The organism is Dongia sp. (assembly GCF_041906375.1).
Lineage (GTDB): Bacteria > Pseudomonadota > Alphaproteobacteria > Dongiales > Dongiaceae > Dongia.
Map to the genome: position 1 here is coordinate 154,331 of NZ_JAYRJJ010000004.1, position 23,565 is coordinate 177,895.

Sequence of the window (23,565 nt, forward strand, 5' to 3'; positions counted from 1 at the left end):
ACCTTCATGTTGCATCTTGATGCTAACCGCATTCACGGCCTCGCCGACTATCCGGGCTTGGTCAACGCCCTGAAAACCATGAACCGGCAAGGCGTCGACATCATCGATCGCATGTTGCTGAGTCAGCCGGCGAAGACCCAGGGACAGAATGATTGGCTGCTGCTGCCGGCCTGGAGTTTCGATCGCTATTTCGGCATCAAGCTGGTGAGCGTGTTTCCGGAAAATCCACGCCGCGACCTGCCGGCCGTCCAGGGGCTCTATGCGCTGTTCGAAGGCCGCAACGGCGGCGCCATCGCCACGCTGGACGGCGCCGCGCTCACCCTGGTGAAGACGGCGGCCAATTCGGCCATGGCCTCGGATCTGCTGAGCCGCCGAGATGCCGCCGTGCTGTTGGTCTGCGGCGGTGGCGCGCTGGCGCCGCACCTTATCGCGGCTCATTGCGCCGTTCGACCGATCAGCCGGGTCCTGTGGTGGAACCGGCGCCCGGAAACGCTCGACCCGGCACCACTCCGCGCGCGCGGCCTGCCGGTCGAGATCGCGACCGATCTTGCCGCAGCCGTAGCCGCTGCCGACATCGTCTCAACGGCGACACGGGCTACCATGCCGATCGTCGAGGGCGGTTGGCTGAAGCCGGGCTGCCATCTCGATCTCGTCGGCGGCTATCTTCCGGAGATGCGGGAGGCGGACGATGCCGCCTTCCGCCGGGCACCTCGCCATTATGTCGACGCCAGGCTGACGACGGTGGGCGTCGCCGGCGATGTCTGCACACCGCTCGCGGCCGGCCTCGCCCAGGAAGGTGATCTCATCGACATGTTCCAACTCAATCGCGGCGAGCGACCGGGCCGTCAGGACAATCTGGAAATCACCTGGTTCAAATCCGGCGGCGGCGGGCATGAGGATTTGGCAGTGGCGCAGTACCTTTACGAACGCCACATTGGCGCAAATTGAAAAATTCGGCCGTTTTCCAGGCATTCCCTATTCGCGCATGAGTTATGCTGCTATTCGATATTGATGGCTGGCAAGGGCGCGCTTTTGTGCTTTAGTTAGCTAATTGAGCCACTTACACCCGGCATGAATCGGGGTCCGGCAATGACCGGAACAGGGCTCGGGGATGGCTGAGGGGACAATGCTGGCATTTCTGTCCAAGCGAATAGCTTTGCTTGCCTTCACGATGCTTGTGGTTTCGGCGCTGGTTTTCGCGGCGTTCGAATTCACGCCCGGGCAGGTCGCCAGGAAGGTCCTGGGGCCGTTTGCAACGCAAAACCAAGTCGATATCCTGACCGAACAGATGGGCCTTAACCGCCCGGTCGTCGTGCGTTACGGCGAATGGCTCGGCAACACCCTCACCGGCGATCTCGGCTATTCCACACTCTACAAGACCGAGGTCAATGCCATCATCTGGGACCGCCTCGGCAACACCTTGCTACTGGCGGGCATTGCCTTTGCCATCATCGTGCCGCTGTCGATCATCTTAGGTATCAGCGCCGGCATGCGCGAAGGTTCGGTTCTCGACCGAAGTATCTCGGTCGGCAGCATCGTCACAACCTCGGTGCCCGAATTCGCCTCCGGTGTCTTTCTCGCCAGCATCTTTGTCATCTGGCTGGGTTGGCTGCCCGGCACCTCGCCGCTCGATTCCGGCACCGGCTGGTCGATCTGGCAGCAGCTGGTGCTGCCCGTCGCGGTGATGGTGCTCTACGATCTTGGCTATGTCGTGCGCATGGTTCGCGCCTCGATGGTCGAGGTGATGACCAGGCCCTATATCCGCACCGCCATCCTGAAGGGATTGAGTTTCCGCGCCGTCATTATGAAGCATGCCTTGCGCAATGCCATGATCGCGCCCTTCACCGTCATTTTGCTGCAGATCAACTACCTCGTCACCGGCGTGGTGGTGGTCGAGGCGGTCTTCGCCTATCCCGGTTTCGGCCGCATGCTGCTCGAGGCTGCGCTGGCACAGGATGTCGCCGTAGTCGAAGCCGGCGCCCTCTTCGCCGTGCTCATCTCGGTTTCGACCCAGATTGCCGGCGATCTCGGCTACATGATGCTCAACCCGCGCATCCGCTTCAGCTAAGGCAGGGCAACGATGGCAAATGATGGCGTTCTCGCCCTAACCTGGAACCGGATCCGGCTGCTGAAAGAATCGCCGGTCGGGATGATCGGCGCCTTCCTGGTGCTGTTCTGGGTCATCGTCGCGATTTTCGCGCCGCTGCTCTCGCCCTTCGACCCGAATACCAGCAACATGGATGCGCTGATCGATCCCACCCCCAGCATGGTCAATTGGCTGGGCACCGACAATCAGGGCCGCGATATCGTCTCACGCATCATCTGGGGATCGCGCACCGTGCTGCAGGTGGCGCCGGTCGCCGTGCTGTGCGCCTATATGGTGGGCTGCATGCTGGGGCTGATGGCGGGTTACTATCGCGGCTGGGTCGACCAGCTGGTCAATCGCGTCTCCGACGTGGTTCTCTCCTTCCCGGCGATCGTGCTCTATATCATCGTCATCATGAAGCTGGGCCCCTCGGCACTCAACATCATCATCGCGGTCATCTTCATCTCCTCGCCGCAGATCACCCGCATCGTGCGCGGCATGACCCTGGAACTGCGTGAGCGCGAATATGTGGCCGCCGCCAAGATGCGCGGTGAATCAGCCTTCTACATCATGCTGGTGGAAATCCTGCCCAACGCGCGGGGCCCGCTCATCGTCGATGCGTGCCTGCGCATGGGCTACACGACCATCGCCATCGGCGTGCTTGGTTTCTTAGGGCTTGGCTTGCCGCCGCCCGATCCCGATTGGGGCGGCATGGTCAAGGACACCTACGCCATGATGTCGGTCTACCCGCATATGTCGCTCTTTCCGGCGGCTGCCATCACCTCGCTGGTGGTCGGCTTCAGCCTGCTGGCCGATGGCATGCGCGAGATCAGCATCCGCGATTAACAGATAAGGGATCGCCAGATGAGCAGCGCCACCGCCGCCACATTGGACCGCCCGCAAGCCGGTGAGGCCCGGAAGCCGATCCTGGAACTGCGTAACGTCTCGATCTCCTATTTCGTCCGTGCCGGCGAACTGAAGGTCGTGCCCAATATCAGCCTGACTCTCTATGAAGGCGAGGCTCTGGGGCTGGTCGGCGAATCCGGCTGCGGCAAGTCGACGGTCGCCTTCGCCATCATGAAATATCTGGGTGGCGCCGGTCGCGTCACCGGCGGCGAAATCATGTTCGAAGGCCGCGACATGACCAAGATGTCAGAGGCGGAGCTGCGCGACATCCGCGGCGGTCGCATGGCGATGGTCTATCAGGACCCGATGAGCAGCCTCAACCCGGTCATTCCGGTCGGCAAGCAGCTGATGGAAGTGCCGCTCATTCATACCAACGTCAACGAGGAAGAGGCCCGCAAGCGCGCCATCCAGATGCTCAAGGAGGTCAATCTACCCGACCCCGAGCACATCATGACGCGCTACCCGCACCAGCTTTCCGGCGGGCAGCAGCAGCGCGTGGTCATTGCCATGGCACTGATGTCGGAACCTTCGCTCCTCGTGATGGACGAGCCGACCACCGGCCTCGACGTCACGGTCGAAGCCGCCGTGCTCGACCTGGTGGCGCAGCTGCGGCGCAAGCATAACAGCGCCATCGTCTTCATCAGCCACAATCTCGGTACCGTGGTGCGCATCTGCGACCGTATCGGCGTCATGTATGCTGGTGAACTGGTCGAGGAAGGCCCGATCGGCGAGGTGTTCCGCGACCCGCGCCATCCCTATACCCGCGGTCTTCTCAACTGCATTCCGACACTCAACGCCGACAAGCGCAGCCGGCCGCTTTCCGCCATTCCCGGCCAAGTGCCGCCGATTCTCAATCGGCCCAAGGGCTGTATCTTCGCGCCGCGCTGCCCGGATGCCGTCACCGAACGCTGCACGGCGAGCGCCATCCCGACCGTCATTTACGGCGACAGCGGCCATCACCGCGTCAAATGTGTGCGCGTGGCCGAGCTGCCCAAACATGAACGACTCGGCGCGGCGAACCTGCCGCCGGCGGCATCGTCGGCCCGGGCAGATGCCGTATTGACTCTCGATGGGCTCAAAAAGACCTATCACCAGGCCATCGGCATGTTCGGCGCCACCGGCTATGACGTGCACGCCGTCGACGATATCGACTTGCATGCCGAGCGCGCCGAAACCCTGGCCATCGTCGGTGAATCCGGCTGCGGCAAGTCGACCCTTGCCAAGGTTCTGACCGGGATTGAACTCGCGACCGGCGGCAAGGTCCTGCTGGCCGGCAAGGATATCGGCGACACGGCCATCGAGAACCGCGACGGTGATACCAAGCGTTCGATCCAGATGGTGTTCCAGAATCCGGAAAGCACGCTCAATCCCAGCCACACGATCGGCTATGTGATGGAGAGGGCGATCTCGAAGCTGAAGCGGATCAGCGGCAAGGCGGCACGCGCCCAGGTCAACGATCTCCTGAACACGGTCAACCTGCCGCTGGAATTCGCCAACAGGAAATCACGCCAGTTGTCGGGCGGGCAGAAGCAGCGTGTCGCCATCGCCCGGGCGCTCGCCGGCGAGCCGGAATTGATCCTCGCCGACGAACCCGTTTCCGCCCTCGACGTCTCAGTGCAGGCCGCGATCATCAACCTGCTGGTCGACATCCAGAAGAAGCGCGGCTCGACCTTGCTTTTCATCAGCCACGACCTGTCCGTCGTGCGCTATCTCGCCGACCATGTGGCCGTGATGTATCTCGGCAAGGTGATGGAGTTCGGCTCGGTGGCCGATGTCTTCGCGCCCCCTTATCACCCCTATACCGAAGCGCTGATGTCGGCGGTGCCGATCGCCGATCCGGACGTCAAGCAGCGCCGCATCATTCTGGAAGGCAATATCCCCAGCCCGCAGAACCGCCCGAAGGGCTGTCCTTTTGCCACACGCTGCCCGCGAAAAGTCGGCAGCATCTGCGATGAGACCCCGCCGCCCGAGCAGGTCGCCGCCAGCGGCCACCGCATCGCCTGCCACATCCCGATGGATGAACTGGCCGCCGCGACGCAGGTCGTGTTCTAGGTCGCCAACAGTGGATGCCCGGGTCAAGCCCGGGCATGACGTCTTATTTTCTCGTCATTGCGGGGCTCGACCCGGCAATCCACTCTATCCAGCCGATCACCCTTCTTCTTCCAAACTCAGCAGGCTGGCATTGCCGCCCGCCGCCGTCGTGTCGATGGTGAGCGTCCGTTCCGTCGCAAAGCGATGCAGATAGTGCGGGCCGCCGGCCTTCGGCCCGGTGCCGGAGAGGCCTTCGCCGCCGAAGGGTTGCACGCCGACGACCGCACCGATCATGTTGCGGTTCACATAGGTATTGCCCACACGCAGGCGCTCGGCGATGTACTTCACCTTGCCATCGATGCGGCTGTGGATGCCAAGGGTGAGGCCATAGCCTGTGGCGTTGATAGAGGCCAGCACGTCGTCGAGCTTGTCCGCCGCGTAATGGATCACGTGCAGGACCGGGCCGAACACTTCGCGCTGCAGGCGGTTGAGGCCATCGATGCGATAGGCGACGGGCGCGAAGAAATGCCCCTTGCCGGCTTCGCCATTGAGCTTGGTGCGATAAATCAGCTTACCTTCCCGGTCCATACGCGCGGCATGCGCATCGAGGACCGACTTTGCCTCGGCATCGATCACCGGACCGATATCGTTCTGCAGCAAGGACGGATCGCCGACGCGGAGTTCCGCCATGGCGCCCGACAGCATTTCCTCGAGCTTCGTGCCTATATCCTGCTGCACAAAGAGCACACGCAAGGCCGAGCAGCGCTGGCCGGCGCTCTGGAACGAGGAGATGAGCACGTCGCGCACGACCTGCTCGGGCAGGGCCGATGAATCGACGATCATCGCGTTCTGCCCGCCGGTTTCGGCGATGAGCGGCACGATGGGACCGTCTTTGGCAGCAAGCGTGCGATTGATGAGACGCGCCGTTTCCGTGGACCCGGTGAAGGCGACCCCCGCGATGCGCGGATCGCGCGTCAACGGTGCCCCGACATTGGGGCCGTCACCGAGCAGGAGATGCAGCACGTCGCCCGGCACACCGGCCTGGTGCAGCAATTTCACTGCCAGGGCAGCGACGAGCGGTGTCTGCTCCGCCGGCTTGGCGATGACGCAGTTGCCAGCGACAAGAGCAGCACTCACCTGACCCATGAAGATGGCGAGCGGGAAATTCCAGGGCGAGATACAGACGAAGACACCACGCCCTTGCATCAGGAGTTGGTTGCGCTCGCCGGTGGGCCCCGGGAGCGGCAGGGGTGCCGCGAAATCGGCTCGCGCCCGGGCGGCGTAATAGCGGCAGAAATCCACAGCTTCGCGCAGTTCGGCAATGGCGTCGCCGATGGTCTTGCCTGCCTCGCGGATGCACAGCGCCAGCAATTCGCCGCGCCGCGCTTCCATGAGATCGGCCGCCTTGTCGAGGCAGGCGGCGCGGATGGCCGCCGGTGTCGCCGCCCAATCGGCAAAGGCGCGATTGGCGCGGGAGATGGCATCGTCGACTTCCGCCTGCGTCGCCTGGACGACACGGCCGACGACCTGGCTCGTATCGGCCGGGTTGCGCACATCCTCGGCCTTGCCCGTCTTCTCGACGCCGCCGATGATCGGACCCGATGTCGCCGGGCCGGCCGCGGCACGCGTGACCTCAGCCGCCAGCGCCTGCATGACGTCCGGATCGGTGAGATCAATGCCGGCCGAATTCTGGCGCTCGGCACCGAACAGGTTGCGTGGCTGCGGAATGCCGGGATGCGGCTTCGATTTCAGCTTGCGCACCTGGGCGATCGGGTCGGCAACGATGGCGTCCAAGGGCGCCTTCTCGTCGACGATACGATTGACGAAGGAGGTGTTGGCACCGTTCTCCAGCAAGCGGCGGACGAGATAGGCCAGCAGATCCTCGTGGCTGCCGACCGGTGCATAGACGCGGCAGGGAATGCCCATCGTATCGGCCGGCGTCACCTGATCGTAAAGCGGCTCGCCCATGCCGTGGAGGCGCTGGAATTCCAGCTTCTCGCGCGCCGCCGCCTCGCCGCCGGCCATTTCGATCACGGCCGCCAGCGTGTGCGCATTGTGTGTCGCAAACATCGGATAGAAGGCCTGACCGTCAGAGAGCAGGCGCCGCGCGCAGGCGAGATAGGATACGTCGGTCGAAACCTTGCGCGTGAAGACTGGGTAGTCGGGCAGACCCCGCTCCTGGCTCCATTTCACCTCGCTGTCCCAATAGGCGCCCTTGACCAGTCGCACCATCAACCGCCGCCGGTTGCGCCGGGCACAATCGGCCAGCCAGTCGATGAGCGGCAGGCAGCGCTTCTGGTAGGCCTGGATGGCGAGCCCCAGTCCATCCCAATCTCTGAGCGATGCGTCGCCGGCCACCGCTTCGATGATGTCGAGCGAGAGATCCAGCCGGTCGGCTTCCTCTGCATCGATGGTGCAGCCGATGCCGGCCTTCTTCGCCGCCTGGGCAAGGGCCACCACCTGCGGCACCAGTTCCTTCATCACCCGGTCGCTTTGGGCGAACTCATAGCGGGGATGCAGCGCCGAGAGTTTGATGGAGATGCCGGGGCCGGCAATGACGCCCTTGCCCTTCGACGCCTTGCCGATCGTGGCGATGGCGTTGACGTATGATGCAAAGTAGCGCTCGGCATCCTTCATGGTACGGGCGGCCTCGCCCAGCATGTCGTAGGAATAGCGATAACCGCGCTTCTCGGCAGATTCCGCGCGGTCGACGGCCTCCTCGATATTGCGTCCCATCACGAACTGCTTGCCAAGGATCTTCATCGCCTGGGTAACCGCCTGGCGGATAACCGGCTCGCCGCTCCGCGCCACCAGCCGCTTGAGGACACCGCGGAGATCGCTGCTCGACTGGTCAAGCTGCATGATTCGACCGGTCAGCATCAACGCCCAGGTCGAGGCGTTGACGAACATCGAATCCGATTCACCCAGATGCGCCGCGAAATCGGCGTCCTTCAGCTTGTCGCGGATGAGCTGGTTGGCCGTTTCATTGTCCGGAATACGCAACAGGGCCTCGGCCAGGCACATCAGGACGACGCCCTCTCGGGAGGAAAGCTCGTAGGCATGCATGAAAGCGTCGATCCCGCCCTGGCCCACCCGGTTGCGGCGCACTTCCTCGACCAGCTTGCGGGCGCGAGCGGCAATCCGGTCCTGGATTTCGGCCGGCAAATCTGCCTGGCCCAGCAGCATTTCCACAATGCCGGTTTCATCCGCCCGGTAGTGCGCGCGCAGGCGTTGGCGGAGCGAACTTGGTTCAGTGCCGGGGGCAGCAAGGAGCATCGTCATGATTGGAATGGAAGACCTTGATATTCCCAGGGAAAATCAATCTGAGACTGGCGTCCTGGGAGGGGTTGACCGGGAATCGCGGCGCACAGTCTAATCCGTTCTGCGGCAGATGAAAGTAGGCCGAAAAAGCCCGCTTGCGGTCGATTTCGGGCACGGAAAAGTGGGGAGTGACGGCATGTTCGACGGCTTCAGCCGCTGGCAGGTTCAGCTCAATGACCTTAGTTTCAAGGTCATCAAGGGGGGCGAAGGCAGCCCCGTCGTCCTGCTGCACGGCTATCCGCAGACCCATGTCATCTGGCGGCATCTGGCCCCGCTTCTTGCCCGTTCCATGGCGGTCGTCTGCCTTGACCTCAAGGGCTATGGGGACAGTGCGGCACCCGCCCCGTTGCCGGATTCCAGCAACTACTCCAAGCGTCAGATGGCGGCCGAAGTGGTCGAGATCATGAAGATGCTGGGTTACGAAAAATTCTCGGTCGTCGGCCATGACCGGGGCGCCCGGGTCGCCTACCGCCTGGCCCTCGATTATCCGGACCGCGTCCACCGCCTGGTGCCGCTCGATATCGTACCGACCGGCACCTATTGGGAACAGGCTGACAAGAAATTCGCCCTCGGCGCCTTTCACTGGGGCTTTCTGGCGCAACCCAACGGCCTGCCGGAACGCCTGATTGGCGCCGATCCGGATTACTGGCTTGAATGGATCATCCGGCATTGGGCCGGCGACATGGCGGCCTTTCCGGACGAGATCATGGCGGAATACAAGCGCTGCTTCCGCCGGCCTGAGGTGATTGCGGCGACCTGCGCCGATTATCGCGCCGGCGCCACGATCGACGACACCCACGATCATGCTGACCTCAAACAAGGCCGCATGATCGAATGCCCGACTCTCGCCTTCTATTCAGGGACATTCGTCGATGAACAGCGCGACCCGCAGAAGCAATGGCAGCGCTGGGCCAGGAAAGTGACAACCGAGCGGGTGCCCTCGGGGCATTTCATCCCTGAGGAGATCCCCGACCAGATTGTCGGAAAACTGCGGCAATTCCTGCTGTCTTAGCAGCCCTTCATGTCGGCCAGCTTGATCAGTCGCTGATTGCGGGCGCGCAGCACGTTCATTTCCTTGGCCGGCTGATCCCTGAAATCGAGCGTCAGCATGGCCGGCGGGAACATGACACCATCGACAACGGTATAGTGAATATTACGGCGATGAACCTGATCGTCGCGGTCGACAAGCCGCGCGATCTCCAGATCGTTCTCGCCGGTCTCGCGCAACAGGTCCATGCAACTCATGTCGCTGTCTGTCGGGCGGACGACCTGGACCAGTTTCGGGACTTCGCCGCCGCAGGCGCTGAGGAAGGCCAGCGACACCGTCATGGCGGCAACGATAGTTTGCAGTTTCTTGCTCATGATGCCGGGCTCCAGACTTTCGGATCGGGCCAGCACGCGTCTTCCTTGGCAAGACCGATAATGTGGCGGTCCCGGGCACCCAGCGCCAATGTCTCTATTTCCTGCGGCGCTTCGGGATAGTCGCCTTCGACCGTCTGGTCGACGGCGAACCAGCCTGGCGGAAAGGCCAGCGACAGCCCCATGATCATGTCATTCTTCTCTTCCGCCCAGGCCTGCTCTCGTGCCAGTTCATGCTGCGCCTCGTAATTGCGCGCGACTTCCTGGCGAATCTGCTCGCAGGTCATGTAGCGGTCATAGATCGAGACCTCCGGGGTCGGATTGGCCATGCGGCCGCCACATCCGGCCAGCATCCCCAGGCCCAGCCATGCGGTAAGGGCCAGATAATTCGGCAGCGATCGACGCGGCATGTTGCATCCCCTTCCCCGGCTAGGATTGCCAAGGATTCCCGTGACTTCGCTATTCTACGCCAGAAATTAGTTAACACAACCTTACGATGGTCGCAGGGCCTATTCCGGCACCCCCGTCAGCCGATGGATCTGGCGCAAGGCGGCTGAAATCTTGAGCTCAAGCAGCTTTTGGCCCCGCGCCGCGCTGGCATGATCCGGGCGACCGCTGGCCCCTTGCCCCGACCAATCCGTGCCCGGTGCCAGCATCTCCGTACGCACGGCCGTGGGATCGATCGCCAGCAATTCCGACGTCTCCCGAATGCCGGCATGGGTTCCGATATCGGCTCCGCTCTCGCCATCGGCCTCCAGCCATGCCGCCTGGCCATTGGCGCCGTAATAGTCGCCGACCGTAAAGACATGGATGCCTTGCTGCGCGAAGGCCGCGTCTAGTTCTTCGGCGACGGCTTCCTGCGCCGATTGATTGCCGCCGGAATCGCCGATGAAGAGCACTGTCTTAAAGCCGGTCGCAATGAAGCTTCGTGCCGATGCATCGAGGACCTGGGCAAAAACAGGTTCCGGCAGGCTGATCGTGCCGGGTGAACGCATATGCCCCTCAGGCGGATCGATATTGCCTTCGGGCACATAGGCCATGACGGGCGCTACCAAAGTGTTCCCCAACCGGCGTGCGATCTCGCGCGCTGTGTATTGGACGATGATACTGTGCTTGCCGAGCACCAATTGCGGGCCGTTTTGCTCGGTGCCGCCGGTCGGAATGATGATGGTTGTCCAGCCCTGGCCGAGCAGGCTGCGCACCTCAGGGCTGGTCAGCCGCTCAAGATCAACTTCAGGCAGGGGATCGGCTTTGGCAAAACCGGCCAGCAGCACACCGCAAAGAAGGAGGGATTTGGACCAGATACCGAGTTTCATGATGATTTGGACGACGTCGCTTTCTCTTCGCGGCCAAGACGCGCCAGCACATTGCGAAAGGGGCGCAGATACATGGCAGCGACGGAATGAAACTTCGGCGCCTCCCCGGAATCAAGGCCGATGACAAAAGTCTCGCCCCGGGCGGGGATATATAATGTGCCGAACATCCAGTCCCAGATCGAAAATATGAAACCCATATTCTTGTCGATATGGCGCTTTTCACAGCTGTGATGCACCTGATGCATCCAGGGGCTGACAAGGAAATAGCTGATGCTGCGTGGATAGGCCATTGGCACATGCGAATGGCGTAGATTGAAGCCGAACAGCAGGAACAGCAGGGTCACCACATCAACGCCGATGACCGAATAGACCATGCCCGAATTGGCCGTGAGGTATTGGAAGGCGGCAAACACGAGACCGCTGACCAGGGCGGTCAGATTGAGGTTCAGGATGACCTCGACCGGGTGCATCCGATAGGCCGTTATCGGCGTCATCACCTCGGCCGAATGATGAACCTTGTGAAATTCCCACAGCACCGGAATGCGGTGATGCAGATAGTGGATCCACCAAAGTGCCAGATCGACCGCCAGGGCGGCGACCAGGGTGATGAGCAGGTTGGTGCCGAGACCAGGGGCCAGAAGCGGCCCAGTCGGAGTGCCAAAGAGAATGACCAACAGGCTGTAGGCGGGACGGGCGACTGCCGGAATCAGAATGACAAAAAAGGGCAGGACGAGAAAAGACAGCACGCGGTCGATTAGAAAGAACCAGTAATCGGCCCGGGCGGAGGGGTGCAGATAGATGCGGCGCGGGAAGAGATAAGCGAGGAAGCTGCGGGGCGTATTTGCCGGATCGCGCCGTCGCGCGATCATGAAAACGGCGATGGCGCAAATCAGCCCGCTCGCGAGATAGAGCAGATAGACACGCTCGGTCGGGTCGGTGAAATAGCGCACCGGCTCGAAGAACGCGCTCCGGATTGCTTGCCAGGGATTTTGCCAATCTGCCATGGGGCAAGATTAGGCCAGCATGGTGAAGAAAGTGCAAATGCGCCAATAGCCGCAATTTGCTTCAAATCCGGGCGAAGAGGAAATGGCACGCGTCCACCGGTGCCGGGTGCGCCAACCGGCGCGTCAGGCGTAAACTTCGACCCGGGTTTCGGCGATGACCACAGTTTCGACCGTGATCTCCAACGATGTACTGGACAAGACATCGCCGGCAGAGGCAGCGCCATCTTCGGGCATCAACAATGCGCCCAAAGCCTCGCGCTGTCCCGCATCGATCTCGGCCAGGGCGCCGTCAGCCTCTTCCTGCAAGCGACGGAAATAGCGGTCTTCCTCATCGTCGCTGCCGCGCCGCCGTGACCGTGCAATCTGAGCCGCAAGAGCGATGATGCCCTTGGCCTGAACGACGGCATTGCGGGCATCGCTGTTGAGCTCGTGGAGGGCTTTGTAGGATTGCTCCAGCCCCGCCCCTCGCGCAGCCTCCTCGGCAGTCGTGGATGCGCCGCCTGGAATCGCTTCGCCACCGGCCGGTGGCGCGCTACTGCCGGCCGATTGTGCGGCGGCATTGGCGGCAGTCGCGGTCGCCTGCGCGTTCGCGGTATCGCCGGAGACATTTCCCGCAGCGATGCCCTGCGCCAAGCTGCGCGCCGCAGCGCCGATTTCGCGTGCGAGGCTCGCTGCTTCGGCAGCGATGCGGCGCAATTGCCGCGTATCACCTGTCGCCGCCAACATCTGCAGCTGACGGCGCAGGCCATCCAGCTTTGCCTTTGCCTGGCGCATTTTTTCGGCAGCAATGTCGCTATTGTCGCTGTCGGCCATCTTTTCAAGGCGCTTGACGATGTCGACCGACGGCGCGCTCTTGGCCGCCGCATCCGGCGCCAGGCGCCAAAAGCCGGCAACGGCGCTCTCGTTCCGCTTCAGTGTCCAGGTAGCCGGATCGCTGCCAGATTTTGCCTGGCCTTTGTCCGCCCGGACATTGGCGGCGGCGCCTTTGTCCGACTGGGTTTTCGATTGGGCATGCAGGTTGGCCGTGGCAGCAGCGCTGAATTGCCCACGCTGGATAATGTTGAAGATACCGCCAGCCACGCCCATCAGCCGTTACCCGTGTCACGCGCAGTTTCGCGTGAAAGTATCGCACAACGGGTTTGACCCAGAAATGGGCAGGATTTACCTAGAAGTAGGCAACAATTGCCCGGTCCTAGCCAGCAAGTTTTGCCTTCAGCCGATCATTAAGCATCGCCGGATTGGCCTTGCCGCCCATGGCGCGCATGACCTGACCGACAAAAAACCCGAAAAGCTTGTCCTTGCCACCCCGGTATTCCGCTACCTTGTCGGCATTGGCCGCCATAATCTTGTCGATCTCGGCATCGATGGCGCCGGTATCGAGCACCTGCTTGAGGCCTTTTTCCTCGACGATCTGGCCAGCCGGCTTGCCCGTTTCGAACATCTCGGTAAAGACATCCTTGGCGATGCGGCCGGAGATGGTGTTGTCGGAGATAAGGCCAACCAGCTCGCCGAGGCTTTCGGCGGAAACCGGGCTTTCGGTGATCGACTTGCCGGCGGCATTGAGCTTGCCGAAGAGTTCCGAGGTCAGCCAGTTGGCGACGAGCTTGGCATCGCGCCCCTTGGCGGCCGCTTCATAGAAATCTGCCGATTCCTTTTCCGCCACCAGCACGCCGGCATCGTAGTCGGAGAGGCCGAGCTTTTCGGTGAAGCGCCTGCGCTTGGCGTCGGGCAGTTCCGGCAGGCCCGCCTTCAGCCCTTCGACCCATTTCGGATCGAGGTTGAGCGGCAGCAGATCTGGATCCGGGAAATAGCGGTAGTCATGCGCGTGCTCTTTCGAGCGCATCGAGCGCGTGATGCCCTTGCCGGGATCCCACAGGCGCGTTTCCTGGCGGATAGTGCCGCCCTCCTCGATCACCTCGATCTGGCGGCGCGCTTCATATTCAATGGCCTGGGCGACGTAGCGGATCGAGTTCACATTCTTGATCTCGCAGCGGGTGCCCAAGGGATCGCCGGGCTTCCTGACCGAGACGTTGACGTCGCAGCGCATGGAGCCTTCGTCCATATTGCCGTCACAGGTGCCGAGGTACCGCAGGATCGAGCGCAGCTTCTTCAAATAAGCAGCCGCCTCTTCCGACGAACGCATGTCGGGCTCCGAGACGATCTCCATCAGTGCCACGCCGGCACGGTTGAGATCGACATAGGTCTTCGAGGGGTGCTGATCATGGAGGCTCTTGCCTGCATCCTGTTCGAGATGCAGGCGCGTGATGCCGACTTCACGATGCACGCCTTCAGCGAGATCGAGCACGATCGTGCCCTTGCCGACGATGGGCTGGGTGAACTGGCTGATCTGATAGCCGTTCGGCAGATCGGCGTAGAAATAGTTCTTCCGGTCAAAGACCGATTTCAGATTGATCTGTGCGTTGAGGCCAAGGCCCGTCTTCACCGCCTGCTCGATGCAGACTTCGTTGATGACGGGAAGCATTCCCGGGAAGCCAGCATCAACCAGGCTCACCTGGGTGTTGGGCTCGGCACCGAAATTGGTTGCAGCACCCGAGAAGAGTTTCGAATGCGAGATCACCTGGGCATGAACCTCGAGCCCCAGGATCACTTCCCACTTGCCGGTACGGCCTTCGATCAAATTCGTTTCATCTGTCATTTTCTTACACTCCCGCCGGCAGAGCGGTGAAATTGGCGGCGCGCTCCAGGACCTGCGCGGAACGCAGCAGCGTTTCTTCGTCGAACGCGCGCCCGATCATCTGCAGACCCAGCGGCAGGCCGTTGGCATCAAGGCCCGCGGGCACGGAAATGCCGGGGAGGCCCGCAAGGTTCACGGTCACTGTGAAGACGTCCTGCAGATACATCTGCACCGGGTCGCCTTCGTTCTCGTTGAAGCCGAAGGCGGCCGACGGCGTCGAAGGGGTGAGGATCACATCGACATCCTTGAAGGCGTCAGTGAAGTCCTTGAGAATGAGCGCGCGGATCTTCTGTGCCTGCAGGTAATAGGCGTCGTAATAGCCGGCCGAAAGCACATAAGTGCCGATAAGGATGCGGCGCTTCACTTCCTTGCCGAAACCGGCGGCGCGGGTCAGTTCGTACATCTCATCGAGACTGTTACCCGGCACGCGCAGGCCGAAGCGCACGCCGTCATAGCGGGCCAGGTTCGACGAGGCTTCCGCCGGCGCGATGATGTAATAGGTCGGCAGCGCGTATTTGGTATGCGGCAGCGAGATCTCCTTGATCTCGGCACCCTGTTCCTTCAGCCATGCGGCACCCTTGGCCCAGAGATCGCTGATCTCCTGCGACATGCCGTCGACACGGTATTCCTTGGGGATGCCGACGCGCAGGCCCTTGATGTTGCCGGTGAGGCCCTTGCGGAAGTCCGGCACCGGCATTTCGACCGAGGTTGAATCCTTGGGGTCATGTCCGGCCATGGCGCCCAGCATGATGGCGCAGTCTTCGACCGAACGCGCGATGGGGCCAGCCTGATCTAATGATGACGCGAAGGCGACGATTCCCCAGCGGGAGCAGCGGCCATAGGTCGGCTTGATGCCGACAGTACCGGTCAACGCCGCCGGCTGGCGGATCGAGCCGCCCGTATCGGTGCCCGTCGCCGCCATGGCGATACGCGCAGCAACAGCAGCCGAGGAGCCACCCGATGAACCGCCGGGGACGAGGTCGGTGTTGTCACTCTGGCGCTTCCACGGATTGATGACGTTGCCGTAATAGGACGTCTTGTTGCTGGAGCCCATCGCGAATTCGTCGAGGTTGAGCTTGCCCATCATGACGGCGCCGGCATCGAACAGGTTCTTCGTCACCGTCGATTCATAGGTCGGCTTGAAGCCTTCGAGGATGTGCGACCCCGCCGTCGTCTGCACGCCTTCGGTACAGAAGAGATCCTTGATGCCGAGCGGGATGCCGTCGAGGCTGCCGACCTTGCCACCCGATGCGCGGCGCTTGTCCGAAGCGTCGGCCTGGGCGAGGGCCTTTTCCGGCGTCTCTGTGATGTAGGCGTTGAGCTTCTTCAAAGCCGCCATCTTTTTGAGATGCGCGTCCGTGAGCTCGCGGGCCGAGAACTTCTTGGCGGCGAGGCCGTCGAGCGCGTCGGCAATGGTGAGGTGCGTCAAATCAGTCATGGCTTCGCTCCTCACTCGACCACTTTGGGGACGGTGAAGAAGCCATGGGCCGGCTCAGGCGCATTGGCCAGGACCTTGTTCGGATCACCACCGTCATTGACCACGTCGGCGCGGCGCGGCAGGTCGCGCGCCAGCACGCCCGACATCGGCTCGACGCCCTTGGTGTCCACTTCGTTCAATTGCTCGATCCAGGTCATGATGCCGGAAAGCTCGCTGGCGAGGCCGGGCAGATCAGCCTCGGGCACACGGATACGGGCCAAGGTGGCGATATGGGCGACGGTCTTGCTGTCCAATGACATGGCGTGGGATCAGTCCAATCTGTGCGGAAAACGGGCGAAATCGGGGCGGAAACTAGCATCCGCCCCCAGCCGGGGCAACCACCCCGGAAGAGGGTCCGGCAGCCTCATTGACCGCCCGAAAAATAGCCGACGGTCAGGTGAATGAGGGTGACAAAACCGAAGGCCACCAGCAGGCCGCCGGCAATCCGGTTGAGCCAGACGAAGACGGCTTCCGAGATCATATGCCGGATGAAGCCGACCACGATGGAAAGGGTCAGCCACCAGCCGGCCGAGCCCAGGAACACGCCCAGGATCAGTTCCGGCGTGTCGGTCAGGTTGAGCCGCGACAGGACGGAAGCACCGGCAAAGATACCGATGAAGGAGAGGATGGTCGATGGATTGGCAAGCGTCAGCACCAAGGTGCGCAGGAAATCGGCCAGCAGGGTCTGCGGCACCTCTTCATCGCTGCCGGCAATGACCGGGCGCTTCAGCCCGAGATGCACGCCGAACGCCACCAGGAACAGACCGCCGCCGAGTTCGAGCCAGTTCCGATACGCCTCAATGGAACCGGCACCGGAGGTCAGGCCGAAGGCGCCAATGAGGGCGAAGGCGCCGACGGCAGCGAAGATCGTGTCCGCGACCGCCGCCCCCAACCCGCCACAAAAGCCCGCCGCACGGCCTTTTTCGAGGGTCAGGCGAATGCACAACATGCCGATCGGACCGACCGGCGCCGCCACGGCAAAGCCGATGATGATGCCCTTCACGATCAGCGGGATATGCCAGGAGAGCATTTCCATGATGTCAGCCCGCCTCCACCGGAGCAGCACTCGGGAGGACACGGCTGTCCTTGGCGCTCGACAGGGTAATGAGGCTCTGTGTCCGGCGGATGCCGGCCAGCGATTTGAGATGCATGTCGAGGAATTCCTCATAGGCTGCCGTCGAGGCGACGCGAACCTTGAGCAGATAGGAGAATTCGCCGGCAATGTGATGGCATTCCAGCACGGCAGGAGCCGCGCGCATCGCGGCGACGAAGGCCTGTTCTTCCGCCCGGCCGCTCAATTCCACCAACACAAACACCATCAGGTCGAGACCCAGGGCATGGGGGTCGATTTCGGCGCTGACCCGGCGAATGACGCCCTTTGCCCGCAGTCGCTTCAGCCGATCGTTGATGGTCGAAGCGGACAAGCCGACGCGCTCACCCAAATCGGCATAAGCGAGAGTGGCGTCCAATTGCATCATGGCGACGATATTGCGGTCGATTTCGTCCAGCACGGCCTGCCTTCCGCTCTACAGAGGATATTTTCGGATATAATTCGGAGTAATGGCCATGTCAACGTATAGTATGCGGCGCGATATCAATTCGGGCCGACTCTGTGCCAAAATCGGGCCGCAATTCCAGTTCACATATAGACTGGGCCTACTGGAGAAACGACGTGACGATCCGCCTCGCACCCTTGGCAAGGAAAGTTCTGCATTTGGCCGTGCTGGCTCAGATGGGCCTGGGCGGTCTCGCCTTGCCGCTGGTCCCGGCCTTCGCCGACACGCCAGGCGATCTGGCGGAGCCAGCGCCGGAGGTTCCAGGTGATTTGGCACCCGATGCGGTGGCAGTGACGGATCCCGCCGAAATCAAGAAGAAGCTCAGCGAACTTACAATCTACGGCCGCTATTTCGACGGCGAGGATTGGATCGAATATCACCTGGCTGATGGGCGCACGGCCTATTTTGAGAAGGGCTGTACCTATCCCGGCAAATGGTGGGTCGATCAGGGCGAGGTCTGCTACGCCTATCCGAACTATCGGGATGGCGCCGCCAATTGCTTCGTCATGTTCGTCCGGCCCAACGGCGCCATCCAGTTCGTCGCCTTCGGAGCGGACCAGGCACCCTATCTCGCGTCGTCATCCATCCGGCTCGCGCCCGGCAATGATGCCCATTTGCCGCTCAACGGCGTTAGCCCCTGTCTGAGCGTTTAATAGACCTAACAAGCTGTAATCAATAATATTTCTGGAAAACTGACGGGCCAACCGCCTGCCGGTGAAGCATGGGTCTTGTGTCAAAGCTGTCAATGACAGCGCCGTCATATCCACTGAATCAACAATTTCTTCTTAAATAGTGTGCGCCTGCTGCAGGTTTGTCTTGGTTAACAGAAAGTTAAGATGGTACTTTTCATGTTAGTGATTAGGTAATGATTCGTAACGGGTTTGCTGGCCCGTGGAGATCACGGGCTTGATCGGGGGCGCGGGCCGGGGGCTGCCGGCCCGCGCTTGGGTCCAGAATGGGTTTTGATGCGAGGGGGCGCGGCCTTGCCACGGAAGACGATTTGACGGAGCCGGCCTTTGCCGTGGCGCCACCAGCGCGCCGTGCCGTTTCCACCAGCCTCGCGCTCCTTTCCACCAGCGCCATCGCCAGCATTGCCTGGCTTGGCGCCAGCGGCGCCCTTTCTCTTCCTGCCGGCCTCGCGGTCGGCGCGGTTGCGGGAGCCGGTGCCATTGCTGCCATCTTGACTGGACGGGCGACGGGGTCGGTGCCGAACCGGGTCACGCATCCAGTGCTGGCCGACGCCGTCATCGACCGCGCCCAGGCGCTGCTGGTGGTGACCGACAATCGCGGTCGCATGTTGCGCTACAACAGGGCTTGCGCCGAACTTTCCGGCTATTCGATGCAGGAACTGGCCGAACCAGCCCTGTGGCGCAAACTCGTGCCGCTGGAAGAGCGACGCGCCGTTGCCGACGCCGTCGACGCCAGCAGTCCCACGCCATTTCCCCGCGTCAACGAGAACCACTGGCTGACCAGATCCGGTGAAAAACGTCTGCTGCGCTGGACCTGCTCGGACATACGCGATGCCAGCGGCAGGTTGCAGGCGATCGTCGCTGCCGGGATCGACATCACGGATCTGCGCCGTTCCGAGGCGCATTCGGAACGATCGGCGCTGGCCTTGCACCGTGCCCACCGGATCGCGCGCCTGGCGCATTGGAACTGGCTGCCCGACGCGGAAATCGGTCCGCGCATCGCCAACGACCGTGCCGGCCAATATCATTACGCCGCCGAGGCGGCCGACATCTTCGACGTTCCCATCGAGACGCTCAATCAAGGCGACGATAGGACCTATGCGGCGCTCATCCATCCGGATGACCGGGACATCGTGATGGCCAGCTATCGCACATTCCTGCTGTCAGACGATGACCAGCTGAGCCAGGATTACCGCATACGTCGTGGCAACGGCGACTATCGGCACATCCGCGTGCTCTCCGAAAAACTGCGCAACGGCGCCGGCGACATCGTCGAACTGACCGGTATCGTTCAGGACATGACCGAGGTGCGCCGCGCCGCGCTGGCGGTGCAGCAGGTACAGATCATCCTCACCGCTGCCCACAGATTGGCCGGCATCGGCTATTGGTTCTGGGACGAGGCCGGCTTCAGCCGCAATCTGGCCGCGGTGCCGCGCGATCGCTTTCACTATTCGGCCGAGGCCCAGACCGTCTCCGGCATCAGCGAAGCGACGATGCGCGCCATGTCGGTCGAAGATTTCTGCACCAACTATGTCCATGCTGCCGACCGCGCCCGCGTCCTCGAGGCCTTGCTGCGATTCCGGGCCGGGCTTTCGGACAACTACACCATTGAATATGCCTATCTTCATCCCGAGCTCGGCGAGCGCGTATTGCGCTCAGTCGCCCTGCGCGAACGCGATGGCGCCGGATTGGCGCTCCATGCCACCGGCCTTATTCACGACATTACCGATATCAGGCGCGGCGAGCTGGCCCTTCGCGACAAGGAGCACCAGTTGGAGGCGGCCCACCATCTGGCGCGCCTTGGCTATTGGTCGTGGCTGAAGGATGCCAAGGCCGAGGGCCTCGGCATCAAAAGCGCCATCTGGTCGAAGGAAGCGGCCAGCATCACCGGCATCGATAGCGAGACGGCGGAGGCCGCCATGCTCGACGGCACCTTCGAGCATCACTTTCCGCATCCCGACGACCGATTGCGCCTGATGCGCGCGATCACCGAGCTGCGTGAGGGGCGGCGCTCAAGCTACGATCTCGACTATCGCCTGCGCCGGCCGGACGGCAGCGAAATCTGGCTGCGTTCCCTGGCCGAACAGCTCAAGGACGAAAGAGGCCGCGTCGTCGGTGCTTTCGGTGTCATTCAGGATATCAGCCAGCGCAAGAACGCCGAGGCGGATTTGCGCCGCGCCCATCACAGCCTCGCCAATGCCCAGCGCATCGCCCATGTCGGCAACTGGTCCCGGGTGATGGCGACGGGCGACGTCAGCTGCTCGGACGAAGTCTACCGGATTTTCGGCCTGGAACCCGGCAGCGGCGCCTTTACCGTCGACCGCATGCTGGCCTGTGTTCATCCGGATGATCGGCAGCGCGTTATCAAGGATATGGAGCACACGATCGAGAAACCGGCGCCGTTCCAGATCGAACACCGCATCGTCCTGCCCAATGGCACCATCAAAGTGGTACGGCAGCAGGGCGAAGCCATGCTGGATAGCGACGCCAAGCTGGTGCGCCTCGAAGGCATCATCCTCGATATTACCGACGTCAAGGCGCGTGAGCAGGCACTCAATCAATCCCGCATCCGCGCTGAGATGGCCGACCGGGCCAAGACCGAGTTCCTTGCCAATATGAGCCATGAGCTGCGCACACCGCTCAATGCCGTCATCGGCTTCGCCGATGTTCTGGCACAGCAGCTGCTCGGTCCCGTTCCGGCAGTCTATGCCGAGAGCATCGACGCGATCCGCAGCAGCGGGCGCCACCTGCTGGAGATCATCAGCGACCTTCTGGAAATGTCGCGCATCGAAAGCGGCGAGCGCTATCTGCAGGAATTCCCCTTCGACATCCGCGCGGCAATCGCCGAATGCAGCCGGCATTTCACGGCGCAAGCCCAGCGCGACGGCATCGCTCTGGCCGTCGACGAGACCGGCAAGCTGCCGGCCCTGCTCGGCGAAGAACGAGCTTTCAAGCAGATCCTCGGTAATCTGCTCTCCAACGCCTTGAAATTCACGCCGCGCCATGGCCGGGTCACCATCACCGCGACCAACGATCCCGATGCAGGCCTGCTGATTGCGGTGTCGGACACAGGCAAGGGCATCGACGCCAAGCTGCTGCCGAGACTGGGGAAGCCCTTTGCGCAAGGGGAATCGAGCCTGTCGCGTCGCTATGGCGGCATCGGCCTCGGCCTTGCCATCAGCCGCCGCTTGATGGACATGCACAATGGCCGGCTGGAGATTACCAGCGCCCCCGGCGCCGGAACGCGCGTGATCATGATCTTCCCGCCGGAGCGGGTCCTCTCGGACAATACCCGCTAGACGCCAAACTCAAGCCGCATCGACCAGACGTCGCAGTTCCTCGCCACCGAGCGTCTCCTTTTCCAGCAACATTTGTGAGACACGCTCCAACAGAGGGCGCTTGGCTTCCAGAATTTGCTGGGCGCGACGATAGGCGGTGTCGACGATGCCGCGGACTGCAACGTCGATTTCACGCGCGGTTTCCTCGCTGAACTGCCGCGGCGACCCAAAGGGGGTCTGCCCCTGGCCCAGATAAGTCTGCGGTGCCTCGTCGAGCGCTACCTGGCCGATCGCTTCATGCATGCCGAAGCGCATGACCATGCTGCGGGCGATATCCGTGGCCTTTACCAGATCATCCGCCGCACCCGTCGACAACACACCAAAGACAAGCTTTTCCGCCGCCCGCCCGCCCAGCAGAACAGCCATGCGATTTTCCAGTTCCTCCCGCGTCATCAGGTAGCGATCTTCGGTCGGCCGCTGGATCGTGTAACCGAGCGAGCCGATACCGCGCGGGATGATAGATACCTTGTGCACGACCTCATTGCCGGGCAGGGACAAAGCGAGCAAGGCGTGGCCGACCTCATGATGCGCGACGATCTTGCGTTCCTGCGGGTTGAGCAGGCGGTTACGCTTTTCCAACCCCGCGATGATGCGCTCGATCGCCGCCGTAAAATCCGCCATGGTCACGCTGTCGCCGCCGCGCCGCGTCGCGAGCAACGTTGCTTCGTTGACCAGGTTCGCGAGATCCGCACCGGTGAAGCCGGTGCTGAGCCCCGCGATCTCGTCGGCTGAGACGCTTGGGTCGAGCTTGGCTTTCTTCAGATGCACATTGAGGATCTGCACGCGCCCGACCCGGTCCGGCCGGTCGACCAGCACCTGCCGGTCGAACCGGCCTGCGCGCAAAAGGGCCGGATCGAGGATTTCCGGCCGATTGGTGGCACCCAGCAACACTAAGCCTTGGCTGGGATCGAAGCCGTCGAGTTCGGCTAGAAGCTGGTTAAGCGTCTGTTCCTTCTCGTCATGCCCACCGCCGAAGGGAAATGCGCCGCGTGCGCGGCCCAGGGCATCAAGCTCGTCGATGAAGATGATGGCCGGAGCATTGGCGCGCGCCTGCTCGAACAGATCCCGCACCCGCGCAGCACCCACGCCGACGAACATCTCGACGAATTCGGAACCGCTGATCGAGAAGAAGGGCACGCCGGCCTCGCCGGCAACGGCGCGGGCCAACAATGTCTTGCCGGTGCCGGGCGGTCCGACGAGGAGAATCCCCTTTGGCATCCGGCCGCCCAGGCGGCCATATTTGTCGGGATTCTTGAGGAAGTTAACGATCTCCTCCAACTCGGCCTTCGCCTCATCGACACCTGCCACATCGGCAAAAGTCACCTTGGTGTCGGTTTCGACGAAGACCTTGGCGCGGCTCTTGCCGATCGTCATGAAGCCGCCGCCAAACCCGGCCTTGTCAGCGAATTTGCGGAATACCAGGGCCCAGATGCCGAAGAAGATGAGCGCCGGCGCCACCCAGGAGATGATCGTCCTGAGGAAGGAATCCTCGCTGGCGCCAGTCACCTTGACGCCCTGGGCCGCAAGCTCCGCCGCGATTTCCGGATCGACGCGGGTCGTCACGAAAGGCTGGACCTTGCCAGTAGCATCCGGGCGCAGCGTTCCGTGAATGTAATTTTCAGTGACCGTCACCTCGGCCACCTTGCCCTCGTGCAGAATCTTCTGGAACTCGCTGTATGGGAGGATCTCTACGGCAAGATATTGTGCCAGAAAATACTGCAGGGCGAAGACGCCGAGGATGGCGACGACGAAATACCAAGTGTGCAGTTGCGCCTTTTTATCCATGC

The 23,565-nt window shown here is 62.3% G+C and carries 19 protein-coding genes; 7 read left to right on the forward strand and 12 right to left on the reverse strand.

Features of this window, described 5'->3' with window-relative positions; genetic code table 11:
* Positions 1–6 precede the first annotated feature (6 nt).
* From ACE3OA_RS14615 to ACE3OA_RS14630, 4 genes are all read left to right on the forward strand, one after another.
* Positions 7–948, forward strand: a complete 942-nt coding sequence (locus ACE3OA_RS14615) for an ornithine cyclodeaminase family protein (protein WP_374311937.1) — start codon at positions 7–9, stop codon at positions 946–948.
* A 163-nt stretch (positions 949–1,111) separates the two neighbouring features.
* Positions 1,112–2,068 carry an ABC transporter permease gene (locus tag ACE3OA_RS14620; protein ID WP_374311939.1) on the forward strand — a complete coding sequence of 319 codons (957 nt, stop codon included), beginning with the start codon at positions 1,112–1,114 and terminating at the stop codon, positions 2,066–2,068.
* A 12-nt stretch (positions 2,069–2,080) separates the two neighbouring features.
* Positions 2,081–2,932 carry an ABC transporter permease gene (locus tag ACE3OA_RS14625; RefSeq protein WP_374311941.1) on the forward strand — a complete coding sequence of 284 codons (852 nt, stop codon included), beginning with the start codon at positions 2,081–2,083 and terminating at the stop codon, positions 2,930–2,932.
* 18 nt (positions 2,933–2,950) lie between these two features.
* A complete protein-coding gene (locus tag ACE3OA_RS14630; RefSeq protein WP_374311943.1) occupies positions 2,951–5,044 on the forward strand; it encodes a dipeptide ABC transporter ATP-binding protein in 2,094 nt (697 codons plus the stop codon).
* A gap of 96 nt (positions 5,045–5,140) precedes the next feature.
* Here the strand turns inward: ACE3OA_RS14630 and putA are convergent, their stop codons facing one another.
* Entirely contained in the window at positions 5,141–8,305 is a 3,165-nt protein-coding gene (gene putA, locus ACE3OA_RS14635; RefSeq protein WP_374311945.1) for a bifunctional proline dehydrogenase/L-glutamate gamma-semialdehyde dehydrogenase PutA, read from the reverse strand.
* 175 nt (positions 8,306–8,480) lie between these two features.
* Here putA and ACE3OA_RS14640 point away from each other — a divergent pair, with 175 nt between their 5' ends.
* A complete protein-coding gene (locus ACE3OA_RS14640) occupies positions 8,481–9,356 on the forward strand; it encodes an alpha/beta fold hydrolase (RefSeq protein WP_374311947.1) in 876 nt (291 codons plus the stop codon).
* On the opposite strand, the gene ACE3OA_RS14645 is transcribed toward ACE3OA_RS14640, so the two are convergent.
* From ACE3OA_RS14645 to ACE3OA_RS14690, 10 genes are all read right to left on the reverse strand, one after another.
* On the reverse strand, positions 9,353–9,706 hold the full coding sequence (locus ACE3OA_RS14645) for a hypothetical protein (protein WP_374311949.1): 354 nt from the start codon (positions 9,704–9,706) through the stop codon (positions 9,353–9,355). The two genes, ACE3OA_RS14640 and ACE3OA_RS14645, sit on opposite strands and share 4 nt — an antisense overlap.
* Complete coding sequence (locus tag ACE3OA_RS14650; protein ID WP_374311951.1) at positions 9,703–10,113, reverse strand: hypothetical protein; 411 nt, start codon at positions 10,111–10,113, stop codon at positions 9,703–9,705. The genes ACE3OA_RS14645 and ACE3OA_RS14650 overlap by 4 nt, the downstream gene beginning before the upstream one ends.
* Before the next feature lie 99 nt (positions 10,114–10,212).
* Positions 10,213–11,019: a creatininase family protein gene (locus ACE3OA_RS14655; RefSeq protein WP_374311953.1), complete on the reverse strand. Its 807-nt coding sequence runs from the start codon at positions 11,017–11,019 to the stop codon at positions 10,213–10,215.
* The gene (locus ACE3OA_RS14660) at positions 11,016–12,023 is read right to left on the reverse strand and encodes a sterol desaturase family protein (protein WP_374311955.1); all 1,008 of its coding nucleotides are present in this window, start codon (positions 12,021–12,023) and stop codon (positions 11,016–11,018) included. Before ACE3OA_RS14660 ends, ACE3OA_RS14655 begins: the two co-directional genes overlap by 4 nt.
* Before the next feature lie 123 nt (positions 12,024–12,146).
* Positions 12,147–13,109 carry a hypothetical protein gene (locus ACE3OA_RS14665; protein WP_374311957.1) on the reverse strand — a complete coding sequence of 321 codons (963 nt, stop codon included), beginning with the start codon at positions 13,107–13,109 and terminating at the stop codon, positions 12,147–12,149.
* 106 nt (positions 13,110–13,215) lie between these two features.
* Entirely contained in the window at positions 13,216–14,679 is a 1,464-nt protein-coding gene (gene gatB / locus ACE3OA_RS14670) for an Asp-tRNA(Asn)/Glu-tRNA(Gln) amidotransferase subunit GatB (protein ID WP_374311959.1), read from the reverse strand.
* Between the two features lie 4 nt (positions 14,680–14,683).
* Positions 14,684–16,156: an Asp-tRNA(Asn)/Glu-tRNA(Gln) amidotransferase subunit GatA gene (gatA, locus tag ACE3OA_RS14675; protein ID WP_374311961.1), complete on the reverse strand. Its 1,473-nt coding sequence runs from the start codon at positions 16,154–16,156 to the stop codon at positions 14,684–14,686.
* Between the two features lie 11 nt (positions 16,157–16,167).
* Complete coding sequence (gene gatC, locus ACE3OA_RS14680) at positions 16,168–16,455, reverse strand: Asp-tRNA(Asn)/Glu-tRNA(Gln) amidotransferase subunit GatC (RefSeq protein WP_374311963.1); 288 nt, start codon at positions 16,453–16,455, stop codon at positions 16,168–16,170.
* A 104-nt stretch (positions 16,456–16,559) separates the two neighbouring features.
* Positions 16,560–17,231 carry a LysE family translocator gene (locus ACE3OA_RS14685; protein ID WP_374311965.1) on the reverse strand — a complete coding sequence of 224 codons (672 nt, stop codon included), beginning with the start codon at positions 17,229–17,231 and terminating at the stop codon, positions 16,560–16,562.
* A 4-nt stretch (positions 17,232–17,235) separates the two neighbouring features.
* The gene (locus ACE3OA_RS14690; RefSeq protein ID WP_374311967.1) at positions 17,236–17,706 is read right to left on the reverse strand and encodes an Lrp/AsnC family transcriptional regulator; all 471 of its coding nucleotides are present in this window, start codon (positions 17,704–17,706) and stop codon (positions 17,236–17,238) included.
* 161 nt (positions 17,707–17,867) lie between these two features.
* On the opposite strand from ACE3OA_RS14690, the gene ACE3OA_RS14695 reads away from it, so the two are divergent.
* Together ACE3OA_RS14695 and ACE3OA_RS14700 are read left to right on the forward strand one after the other, a co-directional pair.
* On the forward strand, positions 17,868–18,404 hold the full coding sequence (locus ACE3OA_RS14695) for a hypothetical protein (protein WP_374311969.1): 537 nt from the start codon (positions 17,868–17,870) through the stop codon (positions 18,402–18,404).
* 302 nt (positions 18,405–18,706) lie between these two features.
* Positions 18,707–21,739 carry a PAS domain-containing protein gene (locus tag ACE3OA_RS14700; RefSeq protein WP_374311971.1) on the forward strand — a complete coding sequence of 1,011 codons (3,033 nt, stop codon included), beginning with the start codon at positions 18,707–18,709 and terminating at the stop codon, positions 21,737–21,739.
* A gap of 9 nt (positions 21,740–21,748) precedes the next feature.
* Here the strand turns inward: ACE3OA_RS14700 and ftsH are convergent, their stop codons facing one another.
* Entirely contained in the window at positions 21,749–23,563 is a 1,815-nt protein-coding gene (gene ftsH / locus ACE3OA_RS14705) for an ATP-dependent zinc metalloprotease FtsH (protein ID WP_374311973.1), read from the reverse strand.
* Positions 23,564–23,565: the final 2 nt, after the last annotated feature.

What these genes read in the sequence shown, in the direction of transcription:
- putA (WP_374311945.1), bottom strand. Translation starts at nt 8,305, where the DNA reads ATGACGATGCTCCTTGCTGCCCCCGGCACTGAACCAAGTTCGCTCCGC.
- ACE3OA_RS14630 (WP_374311943.1), top strand. Translation starts at nt 2,951, where the DNA reads ATGAGCAGCGCCACCGCCGCCACATTGGACCGCCCGCAAGCCGGTGAG.
- ACE3OA_RS14650 (WP_374311951.1), bottom strand. Translation starts at nt 10,113, where the DNA reads ATGCCGCGTCGATCGCTGCCGAATTATCTGGCCCTTACCGCATGGCTG.
- ACE3OA_RS14655 (WP_374311953.1), bottom strand. Translation starts at nt 11,019, where the DNA reads ATGAAACTCGGTATCTGGTCCAAATCCCTCCTTCTTTGCGGTGTGCTG.
- gatB (WP_374311959.1), bottom strand. Translation starts at nt 14,679, where the DNA reads ATGACAGATGAAACGAATTTGATCGAAGGCCGTACCGGCAAGTGGGAA.
- ACE3OA_RS14700 (WP_374311971.1), top strand. Translation starts at nt 18,707, where the DNA reads ATGGGTTTTGATGCGAGGGGGCGCGGCCTTGCCACGGAAGACGATTTG.
- ACE3OA_RS14645 (WP_374311949.1), bottom strand. Translation starts at nt 9,706, where the DNA reads ATGAGCAAGAAACTGCAAACTATCGTTGCCGCCATGACGGTGTCGCTG.
- ACE3OA_RS14660 (WP_374311955.1), bottom strand. Translation starts at nt 12,023, where the DNA reads ATGGCAGATTGGCAAAATCCCTGGCAAGCAATCCGGAGCGCGTTCTTC.
- ACE3OA_RS14615 (WP_374311937.1), top strand. Translation starts at nt 7, where the DNA reads ATGTTGCATCTTGATGCTAACCGCATTCACGGCCTCGCCGACTATCCG.
- ftsH (WP_374311973.1), bottom strand. Translation starts at nt 23,563, where the DNA reads ATGGATAAAAAGGCGCAACTGCACACTTGGTATTTCGTCGTCGCCATC.
- ACE3OA_RS14685 (WP_374311965.1), bottom strand. Translation starts at nt 17,231, where the DNA reads ATGGAAATGCTCTCCTGGCATATCCCGCTGATCGTGAAGGGCATCATC.
- gatA (WP_374311961.1), bottom strand. Translation starts at nt 16,156, where the DNA reads ATGACTGATTTGACGCACCTCACCATTGCCGACGCGCTCGACGGCCTC.
- gatC (WP_374311963.1), bottom strand. Translation starts at nt 16,455, where the DNA reads ATGTCATTGGACAGCAAGACCGTCGCCCATATCGCCACCTTGGCCCGT.
- ACE3OA_RS14640 (WP_374311947.1), top strand. Translation starts at nt 8,481, where the DNA reads ATGTTCGACGGCTTCAGCCGCTGGCAGGTTCAGCTCAATGACCTTAGT.
- ACE3OA_RS14620 (WP_374311939.1), top strand. Translation starts at nt 1,112, where the DNA reads ATGGCTGAGGGGACAATGCTGGCATTTCTGTCCAAGCGAATAGCTTTG.
- ACE3OA_RS14625 (WP_374311941.1), top strand. Translation starts at nt 2,081, where the DNA reads ATGGCAAATGATGGCGTTCTCGCCCTAACCTGGAACCGGATCCGGCTG.
- ACE3OA_RS14665 (WP_374311957.1), bottom strand. Translation starts at nt 13,109, where the DNA reads ATGGGCGTGGCTGGCGGTATCTTCAACATTATCCAGCGTGGGCAATTC.